The sequence below is a fragment of the Roseinatronobacter sp. S2 genome (genome assembly GCF_029581395.1).
Lineage (GTDB): Bacteria > Pseudomonadota > Alphaproteobacteria > Rhodobacterales > Rhodobacteraceae > Roseinatronobacter.
On record NZ_CP121113.1, the window covers coordinates 1958357 to 1983883 of the forward strand.

Here is a 25527-nt window from a genome sequence, read left to right on the forward strand (position 1 = left end):
TTCTGCTTCAGTTCCGGCGCGCAAGGGTCGCGATTTCATCGCGCCGGTTGTCGGCGGCCTGTTCCGACCCGAAGCCATACAGCGCAAACGGGACCGAGTCACGACGCAGTTCTTCGGCCTTTGCGCGTTGGCCCAGATGTTCCAGAGATTGCGCGCGCAACAGCATCAATGATGCCAGCAATGCACCGTTTTCCGTGCGGCGCGCAACGGTCATTGCACTGTCGGTCAGTTGCAACACCAGATCATGCTGTCCACCGGCAAGCGCCTGTGCCGTCAGATGCAGGTGAACATGCGCGCGGTGCACCGCCGTTCCCGGGCGTGTGCCATAAATTCGTGCGGCCAGTATCATCGCATCCAGCGCCTGCGCGCCATCTTCCGGGGGCGCGAAGCGCGCGGACAGGAACAGACTGAATGCAAGGCGTTCATCCTGCCAGCGCTGGTCCAGTGCGATGGCCAGTGCGCGTTGCGCTTCGCGGAAACTGGCGCGGCGCGATGTCGCCCCCAGGGCCGATTCAACCGCGCGTGTCCATTCCATCGGTGTCGGGATTTTGTCCAGATCGACCCTGCTGGTCGCCCCCGACGGGTTGTGCCGTGCCAGCAAGGCGGGCAGGCGTTCGCCCACTTCGGCCCGCGTCATTCCGGGTTGCAACGCGGGATCGTTCCACACCCGCAGCACCAGCATGTCAAACCCTGTCAGAACTGTCTGGAAATTGTCGTCATTCCACACGGTTTCGCCAATACGAAAAAGGTCGTTCAACGGACCAAGGGCCTGCGCAATTTCTTCGTGCAGGCAATCGCGCATGTCCTGAACCGTGCTGTCGGCGGGCACAATGACAAGCGCGCGGTCACGGCGGACAACGCGTGTCCAGTCCAGTTCCGGCGCGCGCGGATTGGCGCGGAATTCGTCCCAGCTGGTGATATTGGGCAGCACGAAACAGGCCGCATTGGGCACTGCACGGCGCAGGGCTGCGCGCGGCACAAATTCAACCGCAATCTGGCCTTGACCATCGACGCGGCGAATATCCAAGCCCGCTTCGCGTTGCAGCCGCGTGATCAGCCTGTCGGTTTCGATAACACCCAAGGGCGGCACCGGCCCGTGCAGCGACAGCGTGACTGGCCCGTCAAAGCGGGAAAATTGCGGAATTTCGCGCCCTGATTCCAGCCGGAATCCCAGCTCAAGGATATCTTCGGCAATTTGTGCGTTGCTGCGTTCGGGCGCGAAGGCGCGCGGGGCGCCGAACAATGCCTGTGAACTGATTGCGCGGGTTTGCAGCGACAGGTCTACGGGTTTTTCAGTCGGGGCGGTTCCCATCATACCGCAACCCGCCAGCAACACTGCGGCGCAGGTCAGGATTATGCGCGTCATGCGGGGCGTTTGTATTTGATGAAGGGTGTTTCTTCGCCGATCTTGTCATACAGTTTGCGCGCGGTTGCGTTGAAATCCTGTGTCAGCCAGTAAACGCTGCCCGCGCCGCGCGCATCTGCTGCGGCGTACACGGCTGATATAAGCGCGCGCCCCGCCCCCATGCCGCGTGATTCGGGCGCGGTGAACAGGTCTTGCAGGTAGCATACGCCTTCGGGGTGCCAGCAATGGGAATGAAACAGGTAATGCACCAACCCGACTGCCTGCCCGTCTTGCCATGCCAGATAGCCGCAAGGGGTGTGCGGATCATCCGACAGCAGCGCGGCGAAGGTGGCGTCATAGACGGCTAGCGGCAAGGATGTGTCGTAGAAATCCAGATAGGCATACCAAAGCTGCGCCCATTGGGGTTTGTCTTGTGCGCCAACGGGCCTGATGTCCAATGTCATATTACCGTCCCTGCCTGCGTGCCATGAATGCCAGACGTTCAAACAAGTGAACATCCTGTTCGTTTTTCAACAATGCGCCATGCAGTTTCGGCAGCGCATTCGGTCCGTCACGCTTCAGGTCTTCGGGCGACAGGTCTTCGGCCAGCAACAGTTTCAGCCAGTCCAGCACTTCAGATGTAGAGGGCTTTTTTTTCAGGCCCGGTGTGTCGCGCACTTCAAGAAACTGTGTCAGCGCGGTGGTCAGAAGCGCAGGTTTGATATCGGGGAAATGCACATCAACAATTTCCTTCAGCGTGTCGATGTCAGGAAAGCTGATGTAATGGAAGAAACAGCGCCGCAGGAACGCATCCGGCAGGTCTTTTTCATTGTTTGATGTAATGATAACAATCGGGCGGTGTCGTGCGCGGATCATCTGGCCCGTCTCGTAGACAAAGAATTCCATCTGATCGAGTTCCTGCAACAGATCGTTTGGAAACTCGATATCGGCCTTGTCGATCTCGTCAATCAACAGCACAACGCGGCCCTCGGCCTCGAATGCCTGCCACAGCTTGCCCTTGCGGATGTAGTTATTGACGTCATTCACGCGCGCATCGCCCAGCTGGCTGTCGCGCAACCGTGACACCGCGTCATATTCATACAGTCCCTGTTGCGCGCGGGTCGTCGATTTTATGCCCCATTCGATCATCGGCACCCCAAGCGATGCGGCAATCTGGCGTGCCAGTTCGGTCTTGCCGGTGCCCGGCTCGCCTTTGACCAGAAGCGGGCGTTCCAGCGTAATTGCCGCGTTTACCGCAACACGAAGATCTTCGTTGGCGATGTAGGAGTCTGTGGACGTGAAACGCATGCTATTAATGTTTTCCCTGCATTTGCCGCAATAATCTTGGGCAAACCTAGCTTGCCCTGTGACGCGCGGCAAGGCAGGTTTCACAAAGGGTGCGAAAGCGCGTGACATTCTTTTTCCCATCCGCTATTTGCCCGTCACAGCGCTGATTATGGGTGCAAGATGGATGAAGACCTCAAGACCTATCATCCTGCAAAGACAGGGGAACGGGGCATGAAGCCAGAAACATTCCTGCCGGATGACTACCGCCCGGCCGAAGACGAGCCTTTCATGAATGATCGCCAGTTGGAGTATTTCCGCAGAAAACTAACGGTCTGGAAAGAAGACATTCTTAAAGGATCTCAGGAAACGCTGGCCGATCTGGCCAATAGCAGCCGCAACATTCCCGATGTCGCGGATCGCGCGTCCGAAGAAACCGACCGCGCACTGGAATTGCGCACTCGCGACCGGCAACGAAAGCTGATCTCGAAAATCGACGCTGCGTTGCGGCGCATTGAAAGCGGTGATTTCGGCTATTGCGATGTCACGGGAGAGCGGATTTCGTTAAAGCGACTTGATGCGCGCCCGATTGCGACAATGACATTGCAGGCGCAGGAAGCGCATGAACGCAAGGAACGTGTTCACCGCGACGATTGATCGCACGCGCCGTGTATGAAGTTTGGAACCGGGTTCACTTATGGACCCGGTTTTTTTGTGCTAAGGCAATGCGCGGCGCGCGGGTATGGTTTTTGTGCAGCCGCTTGTCCACGCTGCGCGATATGGCGTGTCAGGCAGGTGGTCATGCGCCTTTACAACGGGTTAGGGGTATCAGATTGGGGCTTGCTGGCGTGGATGTCATTGTGGTGGGCGGCGGTATTGCGGGGCTGGCCGTTGCTGCGGGTTTGCGCCAGCGCGGCGCGCAGGTGCTGGTTCTGGAACAGGCTGGCGATTTTCGCGAAGTGGGGGCAGGGCTGCAAATCAGCCCCAATGGTGCGCGGGTGTTGCAGGCACTGGGCCTTGGCGACGGGCTGTCGCAATCTGCCATGCGCAGCAGGGCGGTTGTCCTGCATGAAGGGGCAAGCGGTCGTCAGGTCATGCGGCTTGATCTGCCTGAAGGTGGCGCGGGGTTCCATCTTGTTCACCGTGCGGACCTGATTGCGCTGCTGGCCAGCGCGCTTGACGGGGTTCAGACACGCTTTGTCGCGCAGGTCGCGCATGTCAACACCCAAGGCCCGCGCGCCCGCGTGACCTTGCAGGGCGGCGAGGTTCTGGCGGCTGATCTTGTCTTGGGCGCGGACGGGCTGCATTCCGTTATCCGCCCCGCGATGCAGGGCGGGGCAGTCGAATCCCCGTTTTTCACAGGGCAGGTGGCATGGCGCGCCCTGATTCCCGCCGCCCCCGATAGTTTGCCGGAAGCGCAGGTTTTCATGGGGCCGGGGCGTCATCTGGTCAGCTATCCGTTGCGCGGGGGGCGCGTGCGCAACATTGTCGCCGTCGAAGAACGCAAGGCGTGGGCGTCCGAGGGGTGGAACCACCCTGACAACCCCGCCAATCTGCGCGCCGCCTTTGCGGGGTTCGGCGGTCCGGTGCCGGACTGGCTGGCGCAGGTCAGTTCGGTTTATCTGTGGGGGCTGTTCCGTCACCCCGTCGCGCGGCACTGGCATAACGGCCATGCTGCAATTCTGGGCGATGCGGCGCACCCGACGCTGCCATTCATGGCGCAGGGCGCGAATATGGCGCTGGAAGATGCGTGGCAACTGCTGCGCTGCCTGCAACACGCCCCGATTGACCGCGCCTTTCACGCGTATCAGAACGCACGGCGCGACCGTGTCGCAAAGGTGATCAAGGCGGCGAATCACAATGCGCGCAATTACCACCTGCGCCCGCCGCTGGCGCAGATCGCGCATGCGGGGTTGCGGCTTGCATCAAAACTCAGGCCCGATGCGGCATTGCGCCAGTTTTCATGGATTTATGACTATGACGTCACGCGCGCGTGAAATCTGCTGGTATTCAGCGCCGTGACACCCAGATATAAGGGTCACGCGCAACGAGGGTAGTATGGACAGTGATCAGATTGCACGGATGCTCTATCTTGGGATCTGGGGCACAGTTCTTATCAGCTATTTCCTGATTGCGCGTCAGCAAAACCTTGGCCAGACGTTGCGCCATGCCCTGTTGTGGGGGCTTATTTTCGTTGGTGTAGCCGCAGGTTACGGGCTGTGGCAGGATATATCGCAAACCAGCCGTGTTTCTGTGAACGGCGATGGTGCGATCGTGCTGCGCGCCGCGCGCGACGGGCATTTCCATCTGGATTTGCAGATCAATTCCGAACCTGTGCGCTTCATCATCGACACAGGCGCGTCAGATCTGGTGTTGTCGCAGGCCGATGCGGAACGCGTGGGGCTGGCCCCGGATACGCTGGCCTATCTGGGGCAGGCACGAACGGCGAATGGAATCGTGGGGCTTGCACGCGTCAGTCTGGATGAAGTGATCCTTGCGCATGGGGATCTGGAAATCCGCGACACACAGGTGCCTGCCTTCGTCAACGAAGGGCAATTGGACATTTCGCTTCTGGGTATGGGGTATTTACGCCGCTATGCCCGCATTTCTATCGAAGGGGAGCGGCTGATTCTGGAAAGATAGGCGGGATATGCTTGTCTGGACAGGCGCGCGGCGCTAGGACTCCCCCAACAACCGTTTGAGGAAACGCGCATGCCTGATGATCTGATCAATTCCTTCATGACCGGCCCTGATGAACAGGGGCGTTTCGGCATTTATGGCGGGCGTTTCGTGTCGGAAACGCTGATGCCGCTGATCCTGGAGTTGGAAGCGGAATACGAACGCGCCAAGACCGATGACAGCTTCTGGGCGCAGATGGATGACCTGTGGAAACATTACGTCGGCCGCCCGTCACCGCTGTATTATGCCGAACGCCTGACGGAACATTGCGGTGGTGCAAAAATCTATCTGAAGCGCGACGAGCTGAACCATACCGGCGCGCATAAGATCAACAATGTTCTGGGGCAGATTCTGCTGGCCATGCGCATGGGCAAATCGCGGATCATCGCGGAAACCGGCGCGGGCCAACACGGCGTCGCGACCGCCACGGTTTGTGCGCGCTTCGGTCTGAAATGCATCGTTTACATGGGCGCGCATGATGTGGAACGTCAGGCCCCGAATGTGTTTCGCATGAAACTTCTGGGCGCCGAGGTTGTGCCGGTCAAATCCGGTCGCGGCACGTTGAAAGATGCCATGAATGACGCGCTGCGCGACTGGGTGACCAATGTGCATGACACATTCTATTGCATCGGTACTGTCGCAGGCCCGCACCCATATCCGGCGATGGTGCGCGATTTCCAGTCGATCATCGGCAAGGAAACCCGCGAACAACTGATGGAACGCGAAGGACGCCTGCCCGATACCATTATCGCGGCTATCGGCGGCGGCTCGAACGCCATGGGGCTGTTCTATCCGTTCCTTGACGACAAATCCGTGAATATCATCGGTGTCGAGGCTGGTGGGCGCGGCGTTGATGACCGGATGGAGCATTGCGCCAGCCTGACCGGCGGGCGCCCCGGTGTGCTGCACGGCAACCGCACCTATCTGCTTCAGGATGACAATGGCCAGATTCTGGAAGGGCATTCCATTTCAGCGGGCCTTGATTACCCCGGTATTGGTCCTGAACATGCCTGGCTGAAGGATATGGGCCGCGCGCAATATGTCTCTATCACCGATGCCGAGGCGTTGTCGGCATTCCAGACCTGCTGCGCATTGGAGGGAATCATTCCCGCGCTGGAGCCAAGCCACGCCTTGGCGCATGTCCTGAAGATCGCGCCGGAGCTTCCGCAAGATCATTTGCTGGTCATGAATATGTGCGGACGGGGCGACAAGGATATTTTCACCGTTGCGAAGCATCTGGGCTTTGAAATGGGGGCGTAAACTTTGGTTTACGGCTTTGAAATAAACCCATTAGGAATAGATTAACCATTCCTTAGTCGCTATCGAAGCCGTGTCGATGGGCATTCAGGTCGGATGCCTGCGGCATTAGTTCGAGTGTGCTATGTTTTAGCCATAAGGCCAGAAGTCATTGGTTGCAGCCGTCTGCGTAATTGGTTTGTGCAAGGTTTCTGGAGTGAGCGGTAAAGTAAACGGTAGGCTGTTTTAATTATGTTGTGGTGTGCATCTGCCCGAATTTGGGCGCATGCATTTTTTCACCGCTGGCTTTCGTTTGTGTAACGAGTATTGCGTGTAACCCCGCATCCGGTGGCTTTGGCCGCTGGATGCGGGCGCGGCCGGCGCAGCGGTGTCCTTTTGGCGGCTACGGAGTTTGTATCTGATGCCTGTGATGCCGCATAGGTTCGCGCTGGTCTGTCTGGTTGCCACAATGGTGATGTCGACCGCGCATGCGCAGGACGACCCATCCCTAAGGCTTTCCCCGGAAATGGTCAGCGATGCGCTGCAAGAACAGGGCTATTCCGTCGAATCCGTAACACGCACCCTTCTGGGACGGGTGCGTGTTGTTGCATCCGCGGGGCAAATATGGCGCGAAGTGGTGATTGACCTGTCGTCAGGACAGATCTTGCGCGATTACGCTGTTGAATTTGCGCCAAATGACATTCCCCAACGCACAACTGATGCCATGCCGCGGGGCGGCACCGTGTTGGATGGGGGCAATTTGCCCGACATCAGGAAGTGACCTGAATGATACATGATTTCTGTGAAATGGTTTCAGTGTTCCCGCGTGTTGAACGAGGTGCATGGTGAAGTTGAAACTCGTGATCCTTGGAATGATCTGTGTGCAGGCCGTGGGCGCGCTGTTTTTCATTAGTGAAATCGTGATGTCGATTCTGGGAATTGAACGCCAGCCCATCGACTGGAAATTGCGCGAGATGATCGAAATTGGCGCGGCTGTGGCGTTGATTATCGGGTTGGTCATGTCGGCGGTGCTCCTGACGCAAAGCCAGATCAGACTGGGCCGTGCCGAAGCGCGTTTGCAGCGCGCCTCCAGCGCATTTATTGATTTGATGGACCAGCGGTTTGACGAATGGGGGCTTACGCCTGCGGAACGCGATGTGGCGTTCTTCGTGCTCAAGGGGTTCAGCATTCACGAAATCGCGAAGTTTCGCTGCACATCCGAAGGCACGGTAAAGGCGCAGACCAATGCCATCTACCGAAAGGCCGACGTGAACGGGCGCGGGCAGTTGATGAGTTTGTTCATTGACGATCTGATTGTCGACAAGCCTGTGTTGCCTAAATCTGACGTGGCATAATATACCGTGCATGGCTATGGTGACGGCCACCCTGTGACTGGCACCTGCTGCGCGCCGCACCAGATCGCCGCGTGTTTCCGCCCAATTTCACCTGTTGGGGATTTGCCAAACCGGTGCAGGCCGACTATCTGGGGCACAGCAACATGAAGGGGTCGGCAGAATGACGCAATTGCATATCATCGGTGGCGGCATGGCCGGATCAGAGGCCGCATGGCAGGCCGCGGGGCAGGGCGTGCAGGTTGTCATTCATGAAATGCGCCCGCAAACCGGCACATTCGCGCACCAGACCGAGTATCTGGCGGAAATGGTGTGTTCCAATTCCTTCCGCTCAGATGATGATGAACAAAATGCAGTGGGTTTGCTGCATTGGGAAATGCGGGCGGCAGGCGGGTTGATTATGGACATGGCAGACCGACACGCACTGCCCGCAGGCGGCGCATTGGCGGTGGACCGTGACGCATTTGCGCGCGCGGTAACCGAAAAGCTGCTGGCGCACCCCAATATCCGGCTGGAACGCGGAGAGGTGAACGCATTGCCCGATCAAGGGCAGTGGATCATTGCAACCGGCCCGCTGACATCCGGCGCGCTGGCCGAAGCGATTGCACAGGAAACCGGTGCCACCGCGCTTGCGTTTTTTGACGCCATTGCGCCCATTGTCTATTTCGACACCATCGACCTGTCCAAGGCATGGTTCCAGTCGCGCTATGACAAGGGCGAGACAGAGGAACAGCGCACGGCGTATCTGAACTGCCCGATGGACCGTGACCAGTATGAAGCGTTTATTGATGCGCTTCTGGCAGCCGACAAGACCGAATTCCACGAGGGCGAGACAGCACAATATTTCGACGGCTGCTTGCCGATCGAGGTGATGGCAGAACGCGGGCGCGAAACGCTGCGCCACGGCCCGATGAAGCCCGTGGGCCTGACAAACCCGCATGCGCCTGACAAGAAACCCTATGCCGTTGTGCAACTGCGTCGCGACAATGCGTTGGGCACGCTTTACAATATTGTCGGCTTTCAGACAAAGATGAAGTATGGCGCGCAAGCCGCTGTTTTCAAGTCAATTCCGGGGCTGGAAGATGCATCTTTCGCGCGCCTTGGGGGGATTCACCGCAATACTTTCCTGAATTCGCCGACCTTGCTGGATGACCAGCTTCGCCTGCGTTCTCGTCCCAATATCCGCTTTGCGGGCCAGATCACGGGTGTGGAAGGATATGTTGAATCCGCCGCCATGGGGTTGCTGGCGGGGCGTCTGGCGGCGGGGGAATTGCTGGGCCAGCCTGTCGGTGCGCCGCCGCGCGAAACGGCAATGGGCGCGCTGGTGCATCACATCACCGGCGGGGCCGAGGCCAAGACCTTCCAGCCGATGAATGTGAATTTCGGCCTGTTCCCCCCGATTGATGCCAAGGGCGGGCGGCGCGGGCGGCGTGACCGCTACAAGGCCTATACCGACCGCGCCAAACTGGCCTTTGCGGATTGGCTGGCGGTCCAGAAACGCGATGCCGCCTGAAGGGGGCATCACCCGTTTTGCGCCGTCGCCGACCGGCCCGCTGCATCTGGGGCACGCCTATTCGGCGCTGATAGCTGCGCAGCGCGGCAAGCCTGGCGGGTTCCTGCTGCGCATCGAAGATATTGATCAAGGCCGTTGCCGTCCCGCGTTCGAGGCGCAGATTTACGACGATCTGCGCTGGCTTGGGCTGGATTGGCCAGTGCCGGTCATGCGCCAGTCGGACCGCATGCCCGCCTACTGCGCCGCGCTACAAAAACTGGCGGGTCTGGGGGTGCTTTATCCATGCAGTTGCACGCGCGGTGACATTCGCGCGGCCATGTCCGCCCCGCAAGAAGGGGCACCCGTTATCGGGCCGGACGGGCTGGTTTACCCCGGAACCTGTCGCGGGCGGTGCATGGCGCAGGCGGGCGCGGATGATGCGCTGCGTCTGGACATGCGCCGCGCGCTGTCACTGGCGGGGCCGGTTTCTTTTGTCGAAAACGGTCCCCTGCATAGCGGGAACCATTGCCTTGATTCCGATGACATGATCGCCAATATCGGCGATGTGGTGCTGGCGCGGCGCGATATGGGAACCAGCTATCACCTGTCGGTCGTTGTCGATGACGCGGCGCAAGCTATCAGCGAAGTGACCCGTGGAGCGGACTTGTTTGATGCAACCGCCATTCACGCGCTGCTTCAGATATTGCTGGAACTCCCACGCCCAAGCTATTGGCACCATGACCTGATTCGGGATGAACACGGCAAGCGGCTGGCCAAACGCGATGATGCCCGCGCGATTGCCGCGTACCGTGCCGCCGGTGCCAGCCCCGCCGATATCCGCGCGATGGTCAATCTTTAAGCGGGGCCATCAATTCGGTTTCCGCGCCATCCCGCACGGCTGTGTAGAAACAGCTTTTGCGGTTGGTGTGGCAGGCGGGGCCGGTCTGATCAACCATGACCAACAAACAATCTCGGTCACAATCCAGCCGGAAATCGACCAGCTTTTGCACATGCCCCGATGTTTCGCCCTTGATCCAGAACGACTGGCGCGAGCGTGACCAGTATGTCACGCGGCCGGTTTGCAGTGTTTGTGTGACGGCATCGGCATTCATCCAGGCCATCATCAGCACCTGACCGGTTTCATGATCCTGTGCGATGACCGGGATAAGTCCGTTATCGTCATATGTTAGGGTTTGCGGATCGAAAATCATGGGCTATGTCCTTTTTGGGCGATCAAGGCATAGCCTGACACAACACAAAGGAAAACCCGTCTTGAGTGATAATGCCGACCTGATAAAACTGTATTCCGGCCGAATTCTGGCATTGGCCACGGATATTCCGCATCATGCGCGGCTGGACGGGCCGCAAGCCAGCGTGAAGCGCCGCTCTCCGCTTTGCGGGTCAACGGTGACGGTTGATCTGGATGTAGCGGACGGACGCATCAGCCGTTTCGGTCAGGATGTGAAAGCCTGTGCTTTGGGGCAGGCGGCGGCTGCGGTGCTGGGGCAGGTGGTGCTGGGCCGCAGTGCGCAGGAACTGGCGCTTGCACGCGACCAGTTGCGCGCGATGTTGCAGCAAGACGGGCCAGTTCCGGACGCACCGTTTGACGGGTATGACGTGCTGCAACCCGCGCGCGAGTATCGAAATCGCCATGCCTCTATCCTGCTGGCAATCGAGGCTGCGACCGAAGCGGCGGAAAATCTGGCGCAACAGGCAAAAAACCCCTCTTGACCTTGGCGGCCGGGCGGCGCATTTCGCAAATGTTTGTGACTGGATAGGCCCCCCGAGATGACTGACCTGACCCTGCGCGATGCCACCGTGGATGATGCGGCCTGTATCTGCGATATCTGGAACCCGATCATTCGCGACACGGTCATTACCTTCAACCCTGTGGAACGCAGCCCCGCTGAAATAGCGTCGATGATTCGTGACCGTCAGGGGGCAGGGCATGCCTTCATGATGGCAGAACTGGGCGGGCAGGTGCTGGGATTCGCAAGTTATTCCCAGTTTCGCGGTGGCTTGGGGTATGCGCGCTGCATGGAACATACGATCAACCTGCATGACGCCGCGCGCGGCAAAGGGGCAGGGCGTGCGCTGTTGCTGGCGCTGGAAGACCACGCCCGCAGCGCAGGGCATCATGTGATGGTGGGCGCGGTGACCGCGTCGAATGTAGCCAGCGTCGCATTTCATGCTGCACTGGGGTATGAAACCGTCGGCACAATGCCGCAGGTTGGCTGGAAATTCGGGCAGTTCCACGATTTGGTGCTGATGCAGAAAATTCTGTGACATGTGGCGTTTCGCCTGCTGCATTTCCCCCACGGCCCTGTTAGTTTTTCTTCATGTCGATCTGGATACGCATCGCTGAAGCGCTGAAAGCGCTGCGCAAGGGGGAAAGCCTTAGCGCGGTGTTCGACCGTTTGCGCACGGCACCTGAACGCAGCGTGGCCTTCACCATTGCGGTCATTGCCCTTGGCGCGAAACTGGCCAAGGCAGACGGCAAGGTTACCCGTGGCGAAGTCGCGGCCTTCCGGCGGGTTTTCATCATCGCGCCTGAAGAAGAAGCCAATGCGGCGCGTGTGTTCAATCTGGCGCGGCAGGATGTGGCAGGGTTTGATCTGTATGCGCGCAAGATCGCAAGCATGTTCCCGCCGCGCGACCCTGTGTTGATGGATTTGATGGAAGGCTTGTTTGAAGTCGCCATGACGGATGGCAGTTTCCACCCCGCCGAAGAAGAGTTCCTGTCAAAGGTCGCCCAGATATTCGGCCTGTCGGAACGCTGCTTCCGGTGCCTGCGCGCGCGCTATGTCGGCGATGTGGAGCCTGATCCTTATGACGTGCTGGAAGTCACGCCTGATGCGCCGCTGGATGATATTCGTCGCATCTACCGGCAAGCGGTCCGTGACACCCATCCCGACCGCATGGCCGCGCGCGGCGTCCCCCCCGAGGCCGTCAAGCTGGCCGAACACCGGCTGCGCGACCTGAACCGTGCATGGGAAGAAATCCAGTCCAGTCGCGCGGCCTAGCATCTGATCCGATCAGGGTGAAACATGGGATTATGGGCGCTTGTGGCCTGAAGGGGGCACTTCAAGGCGCGGAATCAAGGGCGAAGCCCGCCGCGCCATCGGCGGGCCGTCCCGCGGCCTGCCGATTTGGCTGATGGCAGCCCAAGTCTATGAACGCAGGAATATGCAATCGGCATAAAGTGCATTCATATAACGTCGGATCGGCAGACCACGGCCCACCGCTGGCGCGGGCTTTGTCCATGGCATCAACGGCAACTTCTGGCCAGAATTAACCAGCCTTGCGTGTCCATCTGACATGCGAACCGGTTTTCTGCGCTGCCCCCCTGCATTCGCAAGAGAAAGCGGCGCGCGAGGATGGCCGCAAATGCACGTATCAACGCTGGCCGCAGGGCGGTGGATGGGCTATAATTGCCAAATGCGCCCCATCTTGATCATATCACTTTGTCTGTGTCTAAGCATTGCGCCGCCCGCTTTCGCCGATGAGTTTGGCGACCCGCCCAAATCTGAGCAACCGGAAGGCTTTTTTGGCCTGATAGAACGGATGATGCGCGGTTTTTTTGACGATATGGACCCCCATATGCGGCAGATGGAACGCAGTCTTGAAGCGGCCGAACCGGAATTGCGGCGCTTTCTGGGGCAGTTGCGCGACATGGTGGAGTATGAACCGCCGGAAGTGCTGCCCAATGGCGATATTCTGATCCGGCGCAGACAGCCCGCCCCCCCGGATGTCGAGCAGGGACCGGATCAGGCCGTTCCCGACCCGTCGGAAGAGGTGGCACCCTCTGCCCCCGATTTTGAGTTATAACTGCGCTGCACGCGCACTTTTGCCTGTGCATCCACCTGTTGCGCCAGTGCATGAAAGCGTTGTTCTGCAACTTCGGTAAACAGGGCCTGCATGCCCCGCGCCAGCACCAGTTCCAGCACATGTTTCTTGGGGAAATAGCGCAGTTCACCCGCGTTTTCCGGCCCATTCATTGAAAACATGGACCCGAAGCGCAGCGCGCGGCCCAGCATCTTGGCTTCTGCAAGGTCTTTGGCGGGCAGCAAACCGGCGATTTCCTTGACCCGCGGGCGCATGCCGCTGGTTTTGTAGCGATACATCAGCGCAATGCCCAGATACACACGCCCCTGATGGTCCAGCCCGCCCAGATTTGCGCGTGTCGATGTGTCGAAACACGCATCTGCGCGGTAATCGGGGTGTGCCCGCCAGTTTACATCATGCAGCAAACACGCCGCACGGATCAGGCGCAAGCGCCCCTCGGGGCGGTTGCGATACAGCGGCAGCAGGAAATTATACAGTTTCTTGCCAAATCCCGGCAGGCGCGCGCTGGCATGTTCCATGAAATGGCACGCCTCTATCAGCGGGTCGCGCGCGCGCAGGGCATCGGGCATCTGTTCATACAAAATGCCTTCGCGGATGCCATAGCTGGAAATGCAGATAACCTGCGGGCTGAACACATGAACCAACTGGCGCAAGACCTGCGCTGCCAGCGGCACAAGCGACATGCGTTCGGCGGAAATGCCGGTGCGCGCGCGCAGGCTGGCCAGATCCTGATCGGCGATCCAGTCAATGGTTTTGCGCACGGATTTGGGCGTCATGGTATATTCGTGCAGAACCTTCAGCGGATAGCCGCGCCGTTCCATGTCCAGCCGTGCAATGGCCCGCCATGACCCGCCCACCAGATACAGCGCGTCATGATGGCTGCCAACCTGATCGCGCAGGGATTTCAGGATTGCGCTGATATGCTGGCGCAACCCGCGTTTGCCGCCCGTCACCTGTTGCAGCCGGAAGGGACCAAGCGGGGATGTCACGGTCTGATGCACCTGCCGGTCGCCAATGACGGCCAGTTCCATGGAGGACCCGCCAATATCGCATACCAGCCCCTTCGCTTCGGGCCAGCCGGTCAGCACGCCCTGTGCGGACATGCGCGCTTCTTCCGCACCATCGATCACGCGCATGCGCAAGCCGGTTTCGCGTTCAATCACGGCCTGAAATTCAGGGCCGTCCTCGGCCTCTCGCATGGCGGCGGTGGCGACCATGGTCAGGTTCGTCATCGCCATGCCTTGCGCAAGCAGGGCGAAACGCTTGATGGTGGCCAGCGCGCGAACGCGCCCCTCAACGTTCAGCCGGCCGGTGGTGACAAGCCCCTTGCCCAGCCCGCACAGCACCTTTTCGTTGAAAAAATACGCAGGCGACCTGGCCGCACCGTCAAACACGACCAACCGGACAGAGTTTGACCCCACATCTATCACGCCAACCTGTGACAGGGCGCGGGCGGACGGGTCGCTGAAAACTGGGTTGTCAAAGAAACCCGCTTTGGCGGGGGGTGCGTCGCCCGTTTCCGGGACGCGCGAATTGCCATCCATTCGGCAGCTCCTGTCTGGCACAATCTGCACGCACTCTACCCGACTGCGGCGCGCACGGTCAATCACGCAGATGCCGCAGGGGGCATATGATGACGCAAGGGGAATGCTGCGCGCCCTCTCGCCCCTACCACTTGTCGGCAGGATGGGCCATAACGGGCGCGCCGGGATCGATTCCCCGCGCAGCCACGCCAGTTTCCGAAGAGAGGGACCATGCACGACATTCGCGCCATCCGTGAACACCCAGCCGCCTTTGATGCAGCCTTTGCCCGTCGCGGGCTGGCAGCGCAATCAGGCCGCATTCTGGACATTGATCAGGCACGCCGTGCAGCAATCTCGGCGGTGGAAACGGCCAAGGCGGCGCAGAACGCGGCCTCAAAACAAGTGGGCGCGGCCAAGGCCAAAGGGGACGAGGCAGAATTTGAACGCCTGCGCGCCCTTGTTGCAGACAAAAAGGCCGAAATCGCAACGCTGGAAGAACAGGCGCGCGTGGCCGATGCGGAATTGACAGCGATTCTGGAAACCCTGCCGAACCAGCCCATGGCGGATGTGCCCGATGGCGCTGACGAATCCGACAATGTCGAGTTGAAAACATGGGGCACCCCGCGCGAATTTGATTTTCAGCCGGTGGAGCATTATGAGATTGCGGGCATCGCCCCCAATATGGATTTTGCCACGGCGGCGAAACTGTCGGGGTCGCGTTTCGTGGTGCTGCGCGGCGCTGTGGCGCGGGTGCACCGCGCGCTTGCGCAATTCATGACCGACCTGCATGTGGACCACCACGCCCTGACCGAGGTGAACAGCCCCGTTCTGGTGCGTGATGACGCGATGTATGGCACCGGCCAGTTGCCGAAGTTTTCCGAAGACAGCTACCAGACGACAAATGGCTGGTGGCTGATCCCGACATCGGAAGTGACGCTGACAAATTTTGCCGCTGGCGAAATTCTGGACGGGGCCACCCTGCCGCTGCGGTTTTGCGCGCATACGCTGTGTTTCCGGTCGGAAGCGGGCAGTGCGGGCAAGGACACCACCGGCATGCTGCGCCAGCACCAGTTTGAAAAGGTCGAAATGGTATCGATCACCCACCCTGCTGACAGTCTGGCGGAACATGAACGCATGACCCGCTGCGCCGAGGCCGTGCTGGAAGCGCTGGAACTGCCCTACAGGCGCATTGTGCTGTGCACAGGCGATCTGGGGTTTGGCGCGCAGAAAACCCATGACATCGAAGTCTGGGTGCCGGGGCAGGCCACATATCGCGAAATTTCCAGCGTGTCGGTCTGTGGGGATTTTCAGGCGCGGCGCATGAATGCGCGTTTCCGCCCGCAAGACGGGGGCAAGCCGGAATTCGTGCACACGCTGAACGGGTCGGGCGTGGCGGTCGGGCGTTGCCTGATTGCGGTGCTGGAAAACGGGCAAACAGCGGACGGGGGCGTTGACCTGCCCGCAGCACTGCACCGGTATCTGGGCGGCAAGACCCGTATTGCACCAACGGGTGAATTGGTCTGAATGCACGCCTGATGGTGCGTTATCATGCTGTTGCGCAATGGCATCAGTCGCGGCGTTGGTTGCGCTAACGCCGCGATATACGCCCTTGTATGCCCGAATTTGGCCAGTTTTTCCCCGTCAGTTCATAATCATATGTAATCTGGTAAAGGATTAAATGTCATGCGTTCAACGGCCACCCCGATTTCGACAAACCCAAAGCGCCCCGGCGCCGCCCCCGGATTAAGCGCCGATATGCGCCCCGGCCACCCGCGCAACGCGGCCCCGCAAAAGCCGGTCACGCGTTTCACGGACTGGGCGCTGATCTGAACATTCTGGCCGGTTCCCGCCTATAGGGGCGTGTTACTGGCGCGTGCGCGCGCAAAGATGCTTTGCGCGGCCACAATGCTTTGTTAATGAAGTTCAGGATGTGACCCTGACCGGGCACGCAGCATCATTACCCTGACCATGCCCACGCCGATTTCATCAATACGCAACCTTGGCCCCGCGATGGAGGCCGCATTTGCGCGTGTGGGCATTCACAGTGCCGAAGAGCTTCGCGATCTGGGCTGCGACGCCGCCTATGCGGCACTGTTGCAATCGGGTGTGCGCCCGCATTTCATTGCCTATTATGTGCTGGAAATGGGGCTGCAAGGCCGCCCGTGGAATGATTGCAAGGGCGAAGAAAAACGCCGCCTGCGCGCGCGGTTCGACGATCTGAAATTACAACATTGTCCGAAATCCCTGCCGATTGACGCCGCGCTTGATGCGTTGGGTGTCATTCCAGCCCCCTTACGACAGGATTGATCCCATGCCGCGTATTTTTCTAATGATTGGTGTTGTGCTTGCCTTGGCTGCCTGCGGAAATTCCAACCCCGAGGCATCGCGCGCCATGGGGTCAAGCGCGAACCTCTATCCCGGTGAAACACCGCAGATGCGCGCATTGGTGCGCCGCTATGCCGCCAAGCACGACATTCCCGAAGCCCTGCTGCACCGCGTGATCCAGCGCGAAAGCGATTACCGCCCGCATGCCCGCAATGGCCCGTATTGGGGGTTGATGCAAATTCTGCCGCAAACCGCGCGCCAGATGGGGTTTCAGGGCGCACCAGAGGATTTGCTGGATGCAGAAGTGAACCTGACATACGCGGGCCGTTACCTGAAGGGCGCATGGCTGGTGTCGAATGGTGATATTGACCGCGCTGTCATGTGGTATGCGCGCGGGTATTATTATGAAGCGCGCGACCGTTGTTTGCTGGTGGCGACCGGATTGCGCCAGCGCGAGGTGCGCCGTGACTGCCCGTCGCGTCAGGCCAGTGACCGCACATAGGGGCGGTTTTCCTGAAATCGGAATAACTTGGCAGACCGCACGGCAGTTAAGCCGTGGCGGTCTGTCCTGCTGTGCAGCGCGGCACCTACGGGCTGCACGCCTTGCAAATTGCCGCGATGCAGCGATTCATGCTTGACATTATCTTGCGCTTAAATCATCCGTTTGGGTAAGAAAGTTGCGCGGCGTGCTTTTCAGGCTGCGCGCGATACCCGAACCGACCATAGGTGCCAAGATGAATGACGCTGCAACCGGACCTGCCAAAGACAAGCCATGGCTGTTTCGCACTTATGCGGGCCATTCCACGGCCAAAGCCTCGAATGAACTGTATCGCATGAACCTGTCCAAGGGGCAGACGGGGCTTTCAGTGGCGTTCGATCTGCCCACGCAAACGGGCTATGACAGCGATCATGAACTGGCCCGCGGCGAAGTGGGCAAGGTCGGTGTGCCGGTCTGCCATCTGGGCGACATGCGCATGCTGTTCGACCAGATTCCGCTGGAACAGATGAACACGTCCATGACGATTAATGCGACTGCGCCGTGGTTGCTGGCGCTGTATATCGCTGCGGCGCAGGAGCAGGGCGCAGATGTGACCAAGCTGAACGGCACGGTTCAGAATGACCTGATCAAGGAATACCTGTCGCGCGGCACCTATATCTGCCCGCCCGAACCCAGCCTGCGCATGATCACCGATGTTGCGGCCTATACGCGCGAACACCTGCCCAAATGGAACCCGATGAATGTGTGCTCCTACCATTTGCAGGAAGCGGGCGCGACACCACAGCAGGAACTGGCCTTTGCGCTGGCCACGGCCTGCGCGGTGCTGGATGATCTGAAAACCAAAGTGCCGGCTGAACATTTCCCTGTCATGGTCGGGCGGATCAGTTTCTTTGTAAACGCGGGCATCCGCTTTGTGACCGAACTGTGCAAGATGCGCGCCTTTGTCGAGCTGTGGGACGAGATTTGCCGCACCCGTTACGGGGTCGAGGATGCGAAATACCGCCGCTTTCGCTACGGCGTGCAGGTCAACAGCCTTGGGTTGACCGAACAGCAGCCGGAAAACAACGTCTACCGCATATTGATCGAAGCGCTGGCGGTGACGCTGTCGAAGAATGCGCGCGCGCGCGCGCTGCAACTGCCCGCATGGAACGAAGCGCTTGGCCTGCCGCGCCCGTGGGACCAGCAATGGTCGCTGCGCATGCAGCAGATTCTGGCGTTCGAGACTGATTTGCTGGAATATGACGACCTGTTCGACAATAACCCCGCTGTGGAACGCAAGGTGGCGCAACTGGTGGCGGGCGCGCGCGAAGAACTGGCGCGCATTGATGACATGGGCGGCGCGGTCAAGGCCATCGATTACATGAAATCGCGTCTGGTCGAATCGAATGCCGAACGGATTGCGGGCATTGAAAGCGGCGCGACTGTGGTGGTGGGTGTCAATAAATTCACAACAACCGAACCATCGCCCCTGACCACCGGCGAAGGGGCCATCATGGTCTGCGACCCCGCCGCCGAGGCTGACCAGATCGCGCGGCTGGACGCATGGCGCGCAGCGCGGGACGCGGGGGCGGTGCACGCTGCACTGGATGATCTGCGCGCGGCAGCACGGTCGGGCGTCAATGTCATGCCCGCCTCGATCGCGGCGGCCAAGGCAGGGGCCACAACCGGCGAATGGGGCGAGACTGTGCGCGCGGCCTTTGGCCAGTATCGCGCGCCAACCGGCGTCAGCCGCGCCATGTCAAACCGTACCGAAGGTCTGGACCCTGTGCGCGACGCAGTAGATGCGGTCAGCAGCAAGCTGGGGCGGCGGTTGAAATTCGTGGTGGGCAAGCCGGGGCTGGACGGGCATTCCAACGGGGCTGAACAGATTGCCGCGCGTGCCCGCGATTGCGGGATGGATATTCATTATGAAGGCATCCGCTTGACGCCGGCCGAAATAGTGGCAGCCGCGCGCGATGAGGATGCGCATGTCGTGGGCCTGTCCATTCTGTCAGGGTCGCATATTCCGCTGATGGAAGAGTTGATGGCGCTGATGCAGGCCGAGGGGCTGGGACATGTGCCGGTTATTGTCGGCGGGATCATTCCCGAAGATGACGCCGCACGCCTTCGCGCGATGGGGATTGCGCAAGTCTATACGCCCAAGGATTTCCAGCTAAACCGCATCATGATGGATATTGTGGCACTGGTTGACCCCGCGCCCATCGCAGCCGAGTAATTTATTCGCAAAGGGGGGCCGCCCTTGGGGGGGGGCCTGCGGGCGGCATTGCCATGGCCACGCCCAAGGCCGGTTCACACCCGCAATCCGCACGCCATGACCGCCGCGCCATACTGGGCGGCGGCAGAATTTCACTTGAAAAACAATGCGCCATATCCGATAGCCCCTGACTGCACAGTAACAGGGGGCGGAACATGATTGCGGGGGTTGTCGCAGGGTTCTTTTCAGGTTTGGCATTGATCGCGGCCATCGGGGCGCAGAACGCATTTGTGCTGCGCCAGGGGCTGCGGCGAGAGCATGTGGGCGTTGTTGTGCTGATCTGCGCCGTGTCCGATGCGGTTCTGGTGGCCCTTGGGGTTGCGGGGGCGCAGGTTATCGCAACCGCGCTGCCGGGATTTCAGCAGATCATGCTGTGGGGGGGCGTGGCGTTTCTGGTGGTCTATGGCGCGTTGCGGTTCCGGGCGGCAGTCCAAGGGGGCGAAGCGTTGCGCCCGACGAATGGCGCTGCGGTGCCGTTGGGCCGTGTTGTGGCCATTTGTCTGGCCTTTACCTGGCTGAACCCGCATGTCTATCTGGACACTGTGGCGCTGCTGGGGGCGCTTTCGCTGCAATATGCGCCATGGCAATGGGCCTTCGGGGCCGGTGCGATCCTGTCGTCTTTTGTGTTTTTTGCAGCGCTTGGCTTCGGGGCGCGTTTGCTGGCGCCGGTTCTGGCACGGCCACGGGCATGGGTCGTTCTGGAAGTCGTCATCGGTGTGATCATGTGGGGTATCGCGGCGAAGCTTTTGGTGCGCGCCATTGCATTATGACATGCGCAAAGAGCTTTCGTTGCATTCGCTGAATTGGTAATGATACATTACCAAAAACAGGGGGTGGAGGGTTATCCATGCACATGCCGGAACCAAAGGGCACCATTCTGGCCAAGCGCGATCATGTTCTGGCGCGCCTGCAAGCCGTTCTGCCGCCAGAGGGGTTGATTACGGATGAAGCTGAACGCCGGGCGTATGAATGCGACGCGCTGACGGCCTATCGGTGCATCCCCATGGCGGTTGCCCTGCCATCATGCACCCAAGAGGTGTCGGAGATTTTGCGCATTTGTCATGAAGAAGGCGTGCCTGTTGTGCCGCGCGGGTCTGGCACATCGCTGGCGGGTGGCGCATTACCGACCGAGGATTCGATCATCCTTGGCGTGGCCCGATTGCGCGACGTGCTGGAAGTGAACACCCCCGACCGCTACATTCGCGTGCAGACCGGCATCACAAACCTTGCGGTCACCGCCGAAGTGGAGGGGGAGGGGTTCTTCTACGCGCCGGACCCGAGCAGCCAGCTGGCCTGTGCGATTGCAGGCAATATCGCCATGAATTCCGGCGGCGCGCATTGTCTGAAATACGGCGTGACCACCAACAACCTGTTGGGCGTGACCATGGTGTTGATGGATGGCACCATTGTCGAGATTGGCGGCCCTTATATGGATGCGGGCGGGCTGGACCTGCTGGGGGTCATTTGCGGATCGGAAGGGCAGCTTGGGGTTGTGACTGAAGCAACCTTGCGCATCCTGCGCCAGCCCGAAGGCGCGCGCCCCGTGCTGATGGGGTTTGACAGCAACGAAGTTGCCGGTGAATGCGTGTCCGACATCATCAAGGCAGGGATTTTGCCGGTGGCCATCGAATTCATGGACCGCCCCTGCATTCGCGCCTGCGAGGATTTCGCCAAGGCCGGATACCCCGATTGCGAAGCCCTGCTGATTGTCGAGGTGGAAGGGGCTGCGGCCGAAATTGACGAGCAACTTGCCCTGATCAAGCAGATCGCACAACGCCACAACCCGGTCGCGTGGCGCGAAAGCGCATCGGCCGAGGAAAGCGCCAAAATCTGGCTGGGGCGCAAATCGGCCTTCGGGGCGATGGGGCAGATCAATGATTACATGTGCCTTGATGGCACGATCCCCGTGTCCAGCCTGCCATTCGTGCTGCGCCGGATTGGCGAGATGTCGCGCGATTACGGGCTGGATGTGGCCAATGTGTTCCATGCCGGGGATGGCAATATGCACCCGCTGATCCTGTTTGATGCCAATAAACCCGGTGATCTGGAACGCTGCGAGGCATTTGGCGCGGATATTTTGAAATTGTGTGTCGAGGTGGGCGGGTGTCTGACCGGCGAACATGGCGTGGGAATCGAAAAGCGCGATCTGATGAGCGTGCAATATACGCCCGCCGACATGGAGGCGCAGATGCGCATCAAGGATGTGTTCGACCCCAAATGGCTGTTAAACCCCGCCAAGGTGTTTCCGCTGGCCTTGAGTGCTGCGCGGCGCGCGGCATAAGCGCCCGCGCCCCGTTTCACCCTTTGAGTATTTTTGGCAAGATGAAGGCTGTTTTGCGCAGCCATGGAGGCCGGTGCCATGCGCCCTGAAAGTGAACAAGACCTGTCCGAGATGGTGCGCAGCACCGACGCGCCCTTGCGGGTTCTGGGCGGTGGCACGCGTGATATCGGCAAACCGGTGACTGGGGCCGCGCTGTCGACCGCAGGGTTGTCCGGCATCACGCTTTACGAGCCGGGCGCATTGACGCTGGTGGCGCGGGCCGGAACCCCGCTGGCGGATGTCACCGCAGCGCTTGCCGCGGAAGGGCAGCGATTGCCGTTCGAGCCGATGGATATGCGCGCGCTGTTGGGCAAGGGTGGCGTGCCAAGTGTGGGCGGCATGGTGGCCGCCAATGCATCCGGCCCGCGCAGGGTGCAGGCGGGTGCGTGTCGCGACAGTCTGATCGGGGTGCGGTTCGTCGACGGGACGGGGGCTGTTGTCAAGAATGGCGGGCGGGTGATGAAAAATGTCACCGGCTATGATCTGGTCAAGCTGATGGCGGGCAGTTGGGGCACATTGGGGGTATTGAGCGAATGTTCCTTCAAGCTGCTGCCGGTGCCAGAGGCCGAAGCCACATTGCGCAGCGCGCCCATGTCCGCGCAGGATGCACACAAGGTGATGTCTGCGGCACTTGGCACCCCCTATGAGGTGTCGGGCGCTGCGCTGGCGCTGGACGGGCATGTGTATTTGCGGGTTGAAGGGTTCGCGCGGCAGGTCGCCTATCGGTGCGGGCAGTTGCAAGCAACGCTAGGGGGCGCATGGGATATGCTGGATGCACCTGCAAGTGCCGCGCAATGGCAAACCATCCGTGACGTGCGCGAGTTTGCAGCGCAGGCGGGCGATGTGTGGCGCGTCTCGGTCAAGCCGTCACATGCGGCCGATCTGGTGGCGCGGGCGGAATGTCCGGTGGTTATGGATTGGGGCGGCGGGTTGTTGTGGATGCTGACACCGGAAGGGACGGATTTGCGCGCGCGCCTTGGGGAATTTGCAGGGCATGCGACATTGGTGCGGGCATCACAGGCCACACGCGCGCGCATGCCCGTGTTCCCCCCCGAAAGCCCGCCGGTTGCGGCCCTGTCGCAGGCGGTGCGCATGACATATGATCCGCGCGGGGTTTTGAACCCCGGATTGATGGGCTAGGGGGCGCGCCATGCAGACAAATTTCACACCCGATCAGTTGCAAGATCCGGCCATCGCGCGGTCCAACGAGGTGCTGCGCGCCTGTGTCCATTGCGGGTTTTGCACGGCCACCTGTCCCACTTATGCCGTGCTGGGGGACGAATTGGACAGCCCGCGCGGGCGGATATACCTGATCAAGGACATGCTGGAAAAGGGGCGACCGGCGGATGAAAAGACAGTCAAGCATATTGACCGCTGCCTGTCGTGTCTGGCGTGTATGACCACCTGCCCGTCGGGGGTGCATTACATGCATCTGGTCGATCATGCGCGCGAGCATATTGAACGCACCTACAAGCGCCCCGTGTCGGACCGTGTGCTGCGCTGGGTGCTGGCGCGGATATTGCCCTATCCCACGCGGTTCCGGCTGGCGCTGCTGGGCGCGAAACTGGGCCGGCCATTCGCGCGCTTGATGCCCGATGCACGGCTGCGCGCCATGCTGGAGATGGCCCCGAAACACATTCCGCCCGTCAGTCGCAACGATGATCCGCAGGTGTTTTCTGCCGTAGGTCCCAAAAAGATGCGGGTTGCGCTGATGACGGGCTGCGCGCAGCGCGCGCTGAACACCGACATCAATGATGCCACCATCCGCCTGCTGCGCCGCCATGGTGCAGAGGTGGTGATTGCGCAGGGGCAGGGGTGTTGCGGCGCGCTGACCCACCATATGGGCAAAACCAGTGAAAGCCACGCGACAGCGGCAAAGAATATCCATGCCTGGCACGCGGAGATGCAAGGCGACGGGCTGGATGCGATTGTCATCAATACCAGCGGTTGCGGCACCACGGTCAAGGATTATGGCCATATGTTCCGCGATGATGCATTGGCCGACAAGGCGCGCGCGGTGGCCGCGATTGCACAGGACGTGTCCGAAGTGCTGATGAAACTGGACCTGCCCGCAGGCAGCAGCCAAGGTATGAAAGTTGCCTATCACGCCGCCTGTTCCTTGCAGCACGGCCAGAAGATCAAGACCTTCCCGAAGGATTTGCTGAAACACGCAGGATTCGAGGTGGTGGAGCCGCGCGACAGCCATTTATGTTGCGGATCGGCGGGCACCTATAACCTGATGCAGCCCGAAATTTCAAAAGACCTGAAATCGCGCAAGGTTGCCACATTGGAAGCGCGTGCGCCCGATGTGATTGCTGCGGGAAATATCGGCTGCATGATGCAGATCGGGTCTGGCACAGATGTGCCTGTGGTCCACACAGTGGAATTGCTGGACTGGGCAACAGGCGGACCGATGCCCGCGCAGTTGCAAAAGGATAAGGGCTGATTGCCATTTTATGGCCATCATGGCATGCGATATTTTCCGCAAACGCCCCTGAACCAAAGGCAGACCAATGCGAATTCTGGCCGCGCTGACCGCTATTTTTGCGCTATGCGCCACCCCGCCTGTGCAGGCGCAGACCACCGACAGCCCGTTGGAAATGCTGGACAGTGGCATGCAGATCTATGGCTGGGAAGGGGTTGGCCGCGTGGATTTCGGCCAAACGGGGTTTTGCACAGGGGCCTTGATCAGCGACACCCATGTTCTGACGGCTGCACATTGCCTGTATGACCGCCAGACGGGGGACCGTTTCCGCGATCAGGACATCACCTTTCGGGCAGGGTATCGCAACGGGCGTGCGGTTGCCGAAGGGCGCGTGCTGCGCACCGCCATTCACCCCGGTTATGACCGTGCGGGTGGTGTGTCGGCGCAAAATATCGCGCATGATCTGGCGCTGCTGGAACTGACCCACCCGATGCGGGGCTTTGGTGTGGCGGCGTTTGGCGTGCATAGCCAGCCGCGCGCGGGCGAACGGATCGGGGTTGTGTCCTACGGGCGCGACCGCAGCGAAGCCCCCGCCTTGCAGGAAGCCTGTGATGTGCTGGGACAGGAACGCGACGGTATTCTGGTCATGTCATGCTCGGTCGATTTCGGGTCGTCCGGCGCGCCGGTGTTTACCATCACCGACGGGCAGGCGCGCATCGTTTCTGTGGTGTCGGCCAAGGGCGATGCCACACTGGATGGGCGCGATGTCGAAGTGTCTTTCGGGGTGACGCTTGGCGCACGGCTGGACCAGTTGCGCGCGGCCCTTGCAGACGGGGACAGGCGGTTTATCCGCGCGCCTGACGCAAATATGACGGCCCCGCGTGAAATGAGTTCGGGGGGCGGTGCGCGGTTTCTGCGGCCCTGATTTTTGCAGTTTCGGGGTCTTG

27 protein-coding genes are annotated in these 25527 nt (G+C 60.3%); 22 read left to right on the forward strand and 5 right to left on the reverse strand.

Annotated elements, in window-relative coordinates; translation table 11 throughout:
* Positions 1-7 precede the first annotated feature (7 nt).
* Genes P8S53_RS09310 through P8S53_RS09320 form a run of 3 tightly spaced genes read right to left on the reverse strand, consistent with a single transcriptional unit; the run spans position 8 to position 2653 of the window.
* The gene (locus tag P8S53_RS09310) at positions 8-1366 is read right to left on the reverse strand and encodes a DUF2927 domain-containing protein (protein WP_277803688.1); all 1359 of its coding nucleotides are present in this window, start codon (positions 1364-1366) and stop codon (positions 8-10) included.
* Positions 1363-1809 carry a GNAT family N-acetyltransferase gene (locus P8S53_RS09315; RefSeq protein WP_277803689.1) on the reverse strand — a complete coding sequence of 149 codons (447 nt, stop codon included), beginning with the start codon at positions 1807-1809 and terminating at the stop codon, positions 1363-1365. Before P8S53_RS09315 ends, P8S53_RS09310 begins: the two co-directional genes overlap by 4 nt.
* Before the next feature lies 1 nt (position 1810).
* Complete coding sequence (locus P8S53_RS09320) at positions 1811-2653, reverse strand: MoxR family ATPase (RefSeq protein WP_277803690.1); 843 nt, start codon at positions 2651-2653, stop codon at positions 1811-1813.
* A gap of 210 nt (positions 2654-2863) precedes the next feature.
* On the opposite strand from P8S53_RS09320, the gene dksA reads away from it, so the two are divergent.
* From dksA to gluQRS, 8 genes are all read left to right on the forward strand, one after another.
* Positions 2864-3286, forward strand: a complete 423-nt coding sequence (gene dksA / locus P8S53_RS09325) for an RNA polymerase-binding protein DksA (protein ID WP_277803691.1) — start codon at positions 2864-2866, stop codon at positions 3284-3286.
* Between the two features lie 176 nt (positions 3287-3462).
* A complete protein-coding gene (locus tag P8S53_RS09330) occupies positions 3463-4626 on the forward strand; it encodes an FAD-dependent monooxygenase (RefSeq protein ID WP_277803692.1) in 1164 nt (387 codons plus the stop codon).
* A 61-nt stretch (positions 4627-4687) separates the two neighbouring features.
* On the forward strand, positions 4688-5272 hold the full coding sequence (locus P8S53_RS09335; protein ID WP_277803693.1) for a TIGR02281 family clan AA aspartic protease: 585 nt from the start codon (positions 4688-4690) through the stop codon (positions 5270-5272).
* A 69-nt stretch (positions 5273-5341) separates the two neighbouring features.
* The gene (gene trpB, locus P8S53_RS09340) at positions 5342-6568 is read left to right on the forward strand and encodes a tryptophan synthase subunit beta (RefSeq protein WP_277803694.1); all 1227 of its coding nucleotides are present in this window, start codon (positions 5342-5344) and stop codon (positions 6566-6568) included.
* A 406-nt stretch (positions 6569-6974) separates the two neighbouring features.
* Complete coding sequence (locus P8S53_RS09345) at positions 6975-7325, forward strand: hypothetical protein (RefSeq protein WP_277803695.1); 351 nt, start codon at positions 6975-6977, stop codon at positions 7323-7325.
* Between the two features lie 61 nt (positions 7326-7386).
* On the forward strand, positions 7387-7899 hold the full coding sequence (locus P8S53_RS09350) for a helix-turn-helix transcriptional regulator (protein WP_277803696.1): 513 nt from the start codon (positions 7387-7389) through the stop codon (positions 7897-7899).
* Positions 7900-8059: 160 nt separating this feature from the next.
* Entirely contained in the window at positions 8060-9409 is a 1350-nt protein-coding gene (gene trmFO / locus P8S53_RS09355) for a methylenetetrahydrofolate--tRNA-(uracil(54)-C(5))-methyltransferase (FADH(2)-oxidizing) TrmFO (RefSeq protein WP_277803697.1), read from the forward strand.
* Complete coding sequence (gene gluQRS, locus P8S53_RS09360; protein WP_277803698.1) at positions 9399-10247, forward strand: tRNA glutamyl-Q(34) synthetase GluQRS; 849 nt, start codon at positions 9399-9401, stop codon at positions 10245-10247. The genes trmFO and gluQRS overlap by 11 nt, the downstream gene beginning before the upstream one ends.
* Here the strand turns inward: gluQRS and hisI are convergent.
* Positions 10237-10599, reverse strand: a complete 363-nt coding sequence (gene hisI / locus P8S53_RS09365; RefSeq protein ID WP_277803699.1) for a phosphoribosyl-AMP cyclohydrolase — start codon at positions 10597-10599, stop codon at positions 10237-10239. The two genes, gluQRS and hisI, sit on opposite strands and share 11 nt — an antisense overlap.
* 61 nt (positions 10600-10660) lie before the next feature.
* On the opposite strand from hisI, the gene P8S53_RS09370 reads away from it, so the two are divergent.
* The 4 genes from P8S53_RS09370 (at position 10661) to P8S53_RS09385 (ending at position 13216) form a co-directional block, all read left to right on the forward strand.
* Positions 10661-11119: an iron-sulfur cluster assembly scaffold protein gene (locus tag P8S53_RS09370; protein ID WP_277803700.1), complete on the forward strand. Its 459-nt coding sequence runs from the start codon at positions 10661-10663 to the stop codon at positions 11117-11119.
* Positions 11120-11176: 57 nt separating this feature from the next.
* Positions 11177-11674 carry a GNAT family N-acetyltransferase gene (locus P8S53_RS09375; protein ID WP_277803701.1) on the forward strand — a complete coding sequence of 166 codons (498 nt, stop codon included), beginning with the start codon at positions 11177-11179 and terminating at the stop codon, positions 11672-11674.
* A 53-nt stretch (positions 11675-11727) separates the two neighbouring features.
* The gene (locus tag P8S53_RS09380; RefSeq protein WP_277803702.1) at positions 11728-12411 is read left to right on the forward strand and encodes a molecular chaperone DjiA; all 684 of its coding nucleotides are present in this window, start codon (positions 11728-11730) and stop codon (positions 12409-12411) included.
* A gap of 364 nt (positions 12412-12775) precedes the next feature.
* Positions 12776-13216, forward strand: coding sequence for a hypothetical protein (locus P8S53_RS09385; protein WP_277803703.1), 441 nt, complete (start codon positions 12776-12778; stop codon positions 13214-13216).
* Here P8S53_RS09385 and P8S53_RS09390 read toward each other — a convergent pair.
* Complete coding sequence (locus tag P8S53_RS09390) at positions 13156-14778, reverse strand: Ppx/GppA family phosphatase (protein ID WP_277803704.1); 1623 nt, start codon at positions 14776-14778, stop codon at positions 13156-13158. The genes P8S53_RS09385 and P8S53_RS09390 overlap by 61 nt on opposite strands.
* A gap of 210 nt (positions 14779-14988) precedes the next feature.
* Here P8S53_RS09390 and serS point away from each other — a divergent pair, with 210 nt between their 5' ends.
* The 10 genes from serS (at position 14989) to P8S53_RS09440 (ending at position 25505) form a co-directional block, all read left to right on the forward strand.
* Entirely contained in the window at positions 14989-16281 is a 1293-nt protein-coding gene (serS, locus tag P8S53_RS09395) for a serine--tRNA ligase (protein WP_277803705.1), read from the forward strand.
* A 159-nt stretch (positions 16282-16440) separates the two neighbouring features.
* The gene (locus P8S53_RS09400) at positions 16441-16587 is read left to right on the forward strand and encodes a hypothetical protein (protein WP_277803706.1); all 147 of its coding nucleotides are present in this window, start codon (positions 16441-16443) and stop codon (positions 16585-16587) included.
* A gap of 138 nt (positions 16588-16725) precedes the next feature.
* Positions 16726-17064: a TfoX/Sxy family protein gene (locus tag P8S53_RS09405; protein ID WP_277803707.1), complete on the forward strand. Its 339-nt coding sequence runs from the start codon at positions 16726-16728 to the stop codon at positions 17062-17064.
* Positions 17065-17068: 4 nt separating this feature from the next.
* Complete coding sequence (locus P8S53_RS09410) at positions 17069-17584, forward strand: transglycosylase SLT domain-containing protein (RefSeq protein WP_277803708.1); 516 nt, start codon at positions 17069-17071, stop codon at positions 17582-17584.
* Positions 17585-17816: 232 nt separating this feature from the next.
* Positions 17817-19796 carry a protein meaA gene (locus P8S53_RS09415; protein ID WP_306417904.1) on the forward strand — a complete coding sequence of 660 codons (1980 nt, stop codon included), beginning with the start codon at positions 17817-17819 and terminating at the stop codon, positions 19794-19796.
* Positions 19797-19990: 194 nt separating this feature from the next.
* Positions 19991-20605, forward strand: a complete 615-nt coding sequence (locus tag P8S53_RS09420; protein WP_277803710.1) for a LysE/ArgO family amino acid transporter — start codon at positions 19991-19993, stop codon at positions 20603-20605.
* Positions 20606-20682: 77 nt separating this feature from the next.
* Entirely contained in the window at positions 20683-22116 is a 1434-nt protein-coding gene (locus tag P8S53_RS09425; protein WP_277803711.1) for an FAD-linked oxidase C-terminal domain-containing protein, read from the forward strand.
* 78 nt (positions 22117-22194) lie between these two features.
* Positions 22195-23295 carry an FAD-binding protein gene (locus tag P8S53_RS09430; protein ID WP_277803712.1) on the forward strand — a complete coding sequence of 367 codons (1101 nt, stop codon included), beginning with the start codon at positions 22195-22197 and terminating at the stop codon, positions 23293-23295.
* A 10-nt stretch (positions 23296-23305) separates the two neighbouring features.
* Complete coding sequence (gene glcF, locus P8S53_RS09435) at positions 23306-24601, forward strand: glycolate oxidase subunit GlcF (RefSeq protein WP_277803713.1); 1296 nt, start codon at positions 23306-23308, stop codon at positions 24599-24601.
* Positions 24602-24668: 67 nt separating this feature from the next.
* Complete coding sequence (locus tag P8S53_RS09440) at positions 24669-25505, forward strand: serine protease (protein WP_277803714.1); 837 nt, start codon at positions 24669-24671, stop codon at positions 25503-25505.
* The last annotated feature ends 22 nt before the right edge of the window (positions 25506-25527 follow it).

Bases quoted from the DNA above. Each gene is read 5' to 3' on its own strand.
- P8S53_RS09350 (WP_277803696.1), top strand. From the start codon at position 7,387: ATGGTGAAGTTGAAACTCGTGATCCTTGGAATGATCTGTGTGCAGGCC.
- P8S53_RS09345 (WP_277803695.1), top strand. From the start codon at position 6,975: ATGCCGCATAGGTTCGCGCTGGTCTGTCTGGTTGCCACAATGGTGATG.
- hisI (WP_277803699.1), bottom strand. From the start codon at position 10,599: ATGATTTTCGATCCGCAAACCCTAACATATGACGATAACGGACTTATC.
- P8S53_RS09375 (WP_277803701.1), top strand. From the start codon at position 11,177: ATGACTGACCTGACCCTGCGCGATGCCACCGTGGATGATGCGGCCTGT.
- trpB (WP_277803694.1), top strand. From the start codon at position 5,342: ATGCCTGATGATCTGATCAATTCCTTCATGACCGGCCCTGATGAACAG.
- P8S53_RS09400 (WP_277803706.1), top strand. From the start codon at position 16,441: ATGCGTTCAACGGCCACCCCGATTTCGACAAACCCAAAGCGCCCCGGC.
- P8S53_RS09315 (WP_277803689.1), bottom strand. From the start codon at position 1,809: ATGACATTGGACATCAGGCCCGTTGGCGCACAAGACAAACCCCAATGG.
- serS (WP_277803705.1), top strand. From the start codon at position 14,989: ATGCACGACATTCGCGCCATCCGTGAACACCCAGCCGCCTTTGATGCA.
- P8S53_RS09335 (WP_277803693.1), top strand. From the start codon at position 4,688: ATGGACAGTGATCAGATTGCACGGATGCTCTATCTTGGGATCTGGGGC.
- P8S53_RS09410 (WP_277803708.1), top strand. From the start codon at position 17,069: ATGCCGCGTATTTTTCTAATGATTGGTGTTGTGCTTGCCTTGGCTGCC.
- P8S53_RS09310 (WP_277803688.1), bottom strand. From the start codon at position 1,366: ATGACGCGCATAATCCTGACCTGCGCCGCAGTGTTGCTGGCGGGTTGC.
- P8S53_RS09390 (WP_277803704.1), bottom strand. From the start codon at position 14,778: ATGGATGGCAATTCGCGCGTCCCGGAAACGGGCGACGCACCCCCCGCC.
- P8S53_RS09425 (WP_277803711.1), top strand. From the start codon at position 20,683: ATGCACATGCCGGAACCAAAGGGCACCATTCTGGCCAAGCGCGATCAT.
- P8S53_RS09440 (WP_277803714.1), top strand. From the start codon at position 24,669: ATGCGAATTCTGGCCGCGCTGACCGCTATTTTTGCGCTATGCGCCACC.
- trmFO (WP_277803697.1), top strand. From the start codon at position 8,060: ATGACGCAATTGCATATCATCGGTGGCGGCATGGCCGGATCAGAGGCC.
- glcF (WP_277803713.1), top strand. From the start codon at position 23,306: ATGCAGACAAATTTCACACCCGATCAGTTGCAAGATCCGGCCATCGCG.
- P8S53_RS09405 (WP_277803707.1), top strand. From the start codon at position 16,726: ATGCCCACGCCGATTTCATCAATACGCAACCTTGGCCCCGCGATGGAG.
- P8S53_RS09415 (WP_306417904.1), top strand. From the start codon at position 17,817: ATGAATGACGCTGCAACCGGACCTGCCAAAGACAAGCCATGGCTGTTT.
- dksA (WP_277803691.1), top strand. From the start codon at position 2,864: ATGAAGCCAGAAACATTCCTGCCGGATGACTACCGCCCGGCCGAAGAC.
- P8S53_RS09430 (WP_277803712.1), top strand. From the start codon at position 22,195: ATGCGCCCTGAAAGTGAACAAGACCTGTCCGAGATGGTGCGCAGCACC.
- P8S53_RS09320 (WP_277803690.1), bottom strand. From the start codon at position 2,653: ATGCGTTTCACGTCCACAGACTCCTACATCGCCAACGAAGATCTTCGT.
- gluQRS (WP_277803698.1), top strand. From the start codon at position 9,399: ATGCCGCCTGAAGGGGGCATCACCCGTTTTGCGCCGTCGCCGACCGGC.
- P8S53_RS09380 (WP_277803702.1), top strand. From the start codon at position 11,728: ATGTCGATCTGGATACGCATCGCTGAAGCGCTGAAAGCGCTGCGCAAG.
- P8S53_RS09420 (WP_277803710.1), top strand. From the start codon at position 19,991: ATGATTGCGGGGGTTGTCGCAGGGTTCTTTTCAGGTTTGGCATTGATC.
- P8S53_RS09385 (WP_277803703.1), top strand. From the start codon at position 12,776: ATGCACGTATCAACGCTGGCCGCAGGGCGGTGGATGGGCTATAATTGC.